The following is a 5,539-nucleotide window of genomic DNA, read 5'->3' as shown; positions in this document are numbered from 1 at the left end:
GGCTCCGGTGCCGCCGGCGCCGCGCCCGTCGCCGGCGCCTGAGCCGGCCGCATCATCGTCCGAGGGGCGCCGCACGGTCATCCGTGCGGCGCCCCTCGTCGTTCCTCACGGGTCCCGCCGTCACGGCCACTCGACGGCAGCGCGTCGTCAGGGGTAGCGCGGTGTGGAGCCCGACGCCCGCTCGATGAGGCGCTGCACCATGTCCTCGGCCGTCGTGTTCTCCCCCGGGCGGTTCGGCTTGCCGCTGCCGTGGTAGTCGCTCGACCCCGTGACGATGAGGTCGTGCCGTGCCGCGAGCTCGCGCAGCATCCTCTTGCCCTGCGCGGTGTTCTCGCGGTGGTCCACCTCGAAGCCGCCGAGCCCCGCGTCGATCAGCCGTTCGATGTACGCCACGGGCATCATGCGGTCGCGGCCGGCCGTGACGGGATGGGCGATGACGGCCACCCCGCCCGCGGCGGTGATGAGGCGCACGGCGGTGAGCGGATCGGGGGCGTAGTGGGGTTCGTAGTAGCCCTCGCGCGGGTGCAGGATGCCGTCGAACGCTTCGGTGCGATCCCGCACGATGCCGCGCGCGACGAGGGCGTCGGCGATATGCGGTCGGCCGACCGTAGCGTCGAGCGTGGTCTGGGCGACGACGTCGTCCCACTGCAGGTCGTAGTCGCGACCGATGTTGCGCACGATGCGCTCGGCCCGTCCGATCCGGTCGTCGCGGATGCGGTTCGTCTCGGCGCGCAGCGCGGCGTCGTCCGGGTCGAAGAGGTAGCCCAGCACGTGCACGCTGCGCCACTCGTGCTTGGCGGAGAGCTCCATTCCGGGCAGGAACGTCATGCCGAGGGCGACCGCCGCATCGCCCGCCTCGGTCCAGCCGGTGGTGCGGTCGTGATCGGTCAGTGCGGCCGTGCGGACACCGTGCGCGTACACCTGCCGCATCACCTCGGCGGGCGACTCCGTGCCGTCGGAGTGGTTGGAGTGCAGGTGCAGGTCGGCGGGACCGGCGAACCTGTGTGACGCGGCGGGCATCCTCCGAGCGTAGCGAGCGCCGGGACCCGCGGATCCGCAGCCGCGCTGATCGGCGTCGCGGCAGGGCTTTCACAGGCGTCGCTTCTAGGCTGGAGGGGATGTTTCGTCTCCTGGGGATCCTGTTCACCGTGCTGTTCGCGATCGCGACGGCCATCGTGGTGTGGCCGCAGTTCTTCCGCCTCGAGCAGACCTACCCGTTCGCGCAGCTGGTCGCCGCCCGCGGCCTGGTGCTCGGCGCGCTCCTCGTCGTCGCGGTGCTGGCGCTCCTGCTGCTGCTGGCCCGGCCGCTCCGAGGGTTCGCGGCGTCGATCCTGATCGTGGCGCTGCTGGGTGCCGGGGCCACCGGGGTGATCGGCGCGACGCGCGGCTTCACCGGCGCCACCCTCCCCGCCGCGACCGACAGCAGCCTGCGGGTGCTGACCTGGAACACGGCGGGCGAGGCCGTTCCCGCGGAGGAGATCGCACGACGGATCCTGGAGCAGGGTGCCGACGTCGTCGCTCTGCCGGAGACCACCGAGGCGGTCGGCGAGCGCATCGCGTTGATGCTGCGGGAGCAGGGGCACCCGATGTGGGTGCACCACGTGCAGTTCCGGCCCGACGTGCCGAACGGCCCGCAGTCGTGGCAGACGACCGTGCTGGTCGCTCCCGAGCTGGGCGAGTACTCCGTGATCGAGTCCGCCAGGGACGGCAGCAGCAACACCGGGTCCGTGCCGAGCGTCGTGCTGATGCCGGTGGACGGCGACGGGCCGACGATCGTGGCCGTGCACGCGGTCGCTCCGCGCATGGAGGAGATGCAGCAGTGGCAGAGCGACCTGCAGTGGATCGCCGACCAGTGCCCGGCGGGCGACTTCATCCTCGCGGGTGACTTCAACGCCACGGTCGACCACATGGCGTCGCTCGGCGTGGAGGGGGGCGACATGGGCTATTGCCGCGACGTCGCCTCTCGCACGGGCAACGGTCTGTCCGGCACGTGGCCCAGCTCCCTGCCCGCGCTGGCCGGGGCCCCCATCGACCACGTGATGGCCTCTCCGAACTGGCGCCCGACGGGGTCCGTCGTCCTGGACGACGCCGGTGGCAGCGATCACCGCGCGCTCGTGGTGCAGCTGGAACCGGCCGGCTGACCCTGCGCGTGCGCCCCGGGGTGAGAGACTGGAGCGATGAGCACCGGAGAACGCGAGACGATCGCTGACGAGACCGTCGAAGCCCCCGTCGAGAACAGCTCGACCAATCGCAAGCAGCCCTTCCCGCAGGGCTTCCTCGACACCATCTCGACCGGATGGGCCGAGCGTCCGGAGACGGTTCCGGCTCCGCGCGCGCAGGCACCGTTCGCGGCGAAGCGCCGCGCCGCCGTCTCGGCCGCCTTCCCCGGGCAGCGCCTCGTGATCCCGGCAGGCTCTCTCAAGCAGCGCAGCAACGACACCGACTACGTGTTCCGCGCCCACTCGGCGTTCGCGCACCTCACGGGGTGGGCGTCGGACGCCGAACCCGACTCCGTCCTGGTGTTCGAGCCGACCGACGGCGGCCACGACGTCACCCTCTACTTCCGCGAGCGCGCGGACCGCACCACCACCGAGTTCTACGCCGACGCGACGATCGGCGAGTTCTGGATCGGCCCGCGCCCCTCGCTGGCCGGCGTCGCCGCCGACCTGCAGATCGCCACGGCACACCTGCACGAGTTCCGCCCGAGCGAGGGAGAGCTCGTCCTCGACGAGGACGAGACCCTCACCCGCGTCGTCTCCGAGCTGCGCCTCATCAAGGACGAGTTCGAGATCGCCGAGATGCGGCGTGCGGTAGAGATCACCGCGAACGGCTTCGACGACATCATCCGCGAGCTTCCCGCCGCGATCGCGCACGCCCGCGGCGAACGGGTGGTCGAGGGCGTGTTCCACCGCCGCGCGCGCGAGGACGGCAACGGCGAGGGCTACGACACGATCGCCGCGTCCGGCCCGCACGCCTGCTACCTGCACTGGACGCGCAACGACGGTGTGGTCGCTCCCGGAGACCTGATCCTGGTGGATGCGGGGGTGGAGGCGGACAGCCTGTACACGGCGGACATCACGCGCACCCTGCCGGTCTCGGGCACCTTCACCGACGTACAGCGGCGCGTGTACGAGACGGTCCGTGAGGCGGCCGACGCCGCGTTCGCGGCAGCCCGGGTGGGCGTGCGGTTCCGCGACGTGCACGCCGCCGCGATGGCCGTGATCGCCGAGCGCACCGCCGAGTGGGGTCTGCTGCCGGTCACGGCGGAGGAGGCGCTGGACGCCGACGCCGGCGGTCAGCACCGCCGCTACATGGTGCACGGCACCTCGCACCACCTGGGTATCGACGTGCACGACTGCGCTCAGGCCCGCCGCGAGATGTACTACGACGGCATCCTCGCCCCCGGCATGGTCTTCACGATCGAGCCCGGTCTGTACTTCCAGATCGACGACCTCACGGTGCCCGCCGAGCTGCGCGGCATCGGGGTCCGGATCGAGGACGACATCCTGATGACGGAGGACGGCCCCGTGAACCTGTCGGCCGACATCCCGCGCACGGCCGACGAGGTCGAGGCGTGGATGGCCCGGCTCCGCGGCTGACCCGGCGATGCACGACGGTGAGCTGACGGTCGACGACACCCTCGCCGACCGTCTGCTCGCCCGGGATGCACCCGACCTGCACGGTCGACCGCTGCGCAGGGTCCCCGCGGCGGGCACGGTCAACACCATCGTGCGGCTCGGCGACGACCTCGTGGCGCGCTTCCCGCTGTTGCCCACCACCGAGCAGCAGCTGCGGAGGGAGGTGGCCGCCCTGCACGAGTTCGCCGAGGCCACGCCGTTCGCCGCCCCGGTCCCCGTGCGCGTCGTGCCGCCGTCGACCGACTACCCGTCGGCGTGGTCGGTGCAGACGTGGGTGCCCGGACGACCCGCCGACCCGCTGGCCCACGCCGATGCCGCGGACCTCGCGCGTGACCTCGGGGCGCTGATCCGTGCGCTGCGCGCGGTCGACGTCGCAGGGCGCGGGTTCGACGGTCGGGGCCGCGGCGGAGTGCTGGCCGACCACGACGAGTGGGTCGCGGAGTGCCTCGCGCGCAGCGGGTCGCTCTTCGATGTCGCCGCGGCCACCGCCCTGTGGTCGGAGCTGCGGTCGCTGCCGTCCGCCGAGGACGTGGTCATGAGCCACCGCGACCTCACCCCGTTCAACCTGCTGATCGTCGAGGACGGCGGCACCCGCCTGGTCGGTGTGCTCGACGGGGGCGACTTCGGTCCGGCCGACCCCGCCCTCGACCTGGTGTGCGCGTGGCACCTGTTCGACGCGCCGGTGCGCGAGGTGCTGCGGGGCGCGGTCGACGTGGTCACGACGACCTGGTTGCGCGGCGCGGCCTGGGCCTTCCAGCAGGCCGCGGGCCTCGGCTGGTACTACGAGCGCTCGAATCCGGCGATGAGCGCGCTCGGCCGCACCACGATGCGCCGGCTGCTCGCCGACGCGGACCTGCGCCGCCTGATCTAGCCGGCGCCTCCGGTTCCGCGGAGTGAGGGGTGGTGGGCCGCCGTTCTCCCCAGATCGGCGGCCCGTCCCCCTGAATGGAAGCGGGCCGGGCCGGGAACTCCTCCCCCGAGGCTCCCGAGCCCACCCGACCGGCGCAGAACCCCCCGCACCGGCGCCCGAACTCCGCCCCCCGGAGGAGTTCGTGTGGCGTCTCCACCTGATGAGACGGGCTCGCACACGATTCATTACGCGAATCGGAGAAAAAGTTCTGGGGAATCTCGTCAGCGGCGTCGGGCGACGATGAAGTCGCGGATCACCGGGGCGAGCGCGGCCCCGACATCGGCCGCGGGGCGCTTGTGTCCCGCGATCTCGAAGGAGTGACCGCCGCCCTCGATCCAGTGGACCCGGGCGTCCTGGCAGGCGGCGAGCGCCTCCTCGAACTGCGACAGCGGCTGGATGAACGGGTCGTTCGTCCCCTCGATGAACAGCTGCGGCACGGCGATCGCCGGAAGGTGCTCGGTACGCGGACGATCCGGGCGCCCCGGCGGGTGCAGGGGGTAGCCGAGGTACACGAGCCCGTCGACGGCGAGCCCCTCGGCGACCGCGAGCGACGCCATGCGCCCGCCGTACGACTTGCCCGCGGCCCAGATGCGTCGTCCCGGGTGGGCGGCCCGGGTGGCCTCGACGATCGCGCGCCAGGTGGCGACGGCGTGGGCAGCCGGACCCGGCATCTTCCGCCCCTGCTGGCTGTAGGGGAAGGAGAACCGTGCCGTCGCGAGACCGAGACCGTCGAGTGCCCCGGCGAGGCCGACGAGGAACGGGTGGTCCTTGCCCGCGCCGGCGCCGTGGGCGATCAGGACGATGTCGTCACTCTCGGCGTCCGTCCGATCGACCGACACCGTGACCGTGCCGTTGGGCAGCGCGACGTCGAGGGTGCTCATCGCTCGTCGTGCCGCGTCAGCGGATCGTGCCAGCGGCGCCGGGATCGGCCGGCCGCGGCGGCACCCCGGGCTCGGGGGCGGGAGCGGGCTCCGGGGCGGGAGCGGGCTCC

Annotated in this window: 5 protein-coding genes; 3 read left to right on the top strand and 2 right to left on the bottom strand. The window is 72.7% G+C overall.

Annotated features, from left to right (window positions below; translation table 11 throughout):
• Positions 1–147 precede the first annotated feature (147 nt).
• Positions 148–1,020 (bottom strand): PHP domain-containing protein, encoded by an 873-nt coding sequence (locus DW299_RS00120; RefSeq protein ID WP_136035211.1) that lies wholly within the window; start codon positions 1,018–1,020, stop codon positions 148–150.
• Between the two features lie 98 nt (positions 1,021–1,118).
• Here DW299_RS00120 and DW299_RS00115 point away from each other — a divergent pair, with 98 nt between their 5' ends.
• From DW299_RS00115 to DW299_RS00105, 3 genes are read left to right on the top strand one after another with little or no spacing between them, the layout of a single operon-like run.
• A complete protein-coding gene (locus tag DW299_RS00115) occupies positions 1,119–2,141 on the top strand; it encodes an endonuclease/exonuclease/phosphatase family protein (protein WP_136029982.1) in 1,023 nt (340 codons plus the stop codon).
• Between the two features lie 36 nt (positions 2,142–2,177).
• A complete protein-coding gene (locus DW299_RS00110; protein WP_136035210.1) occupies positions 2,178–3,599 on the top strand; it encodes an aminopeptidase P family protein in 1,422 nt (473 codons plus the stop codon).
• Positions 3,600–3,606: 7 nt separating this feature from the next.
• Positions 3,607–4,509 carry a phosphotransferase gene (locus DW299_RS00105; RefSeq protein WP_136029988.1) on the top strand — a complete coding sequence of 301 codons (903 nt, stop codon included), beginning with the start codon at positions 3,607–3,609 and terminating at the stop codon, positions 4,507–4,509.
• A gap of 260 nt (positions 4,510–4,769) precedes the next feature.
• On the opposite strand, the gene DW299_RS00100 is transcribed toward DW299_RS00105, so the two are convergent.
• Positions 4,770–5,429 carry an alpha/beta hydrolase family protein gene (locus DW299_RS00100; protein WP_136029990.1) on the bottom strand — a complete coding sequence of 220 codons (660 nt, stop codon included), beginning with the start codon at positions 5,427–5,429 and terminating at the stop codon, positions 4,770–4,772.
• Between the last annotated feature and the right edge of the window lie 110 nt (positions 5,430–5,539).

Source organism: Microbacterium sp. K35 (assembly GCF_004794375.1).
GTDB lineage: Bacteria > Actinomycetota > Actinomycetes > Actinomycetales > Microbacteriaceae > Microbacterium > Microbacterium sufflavum.
This window is presented reverse-complemented; position numbering and strand designations above follow the sequence as displayed.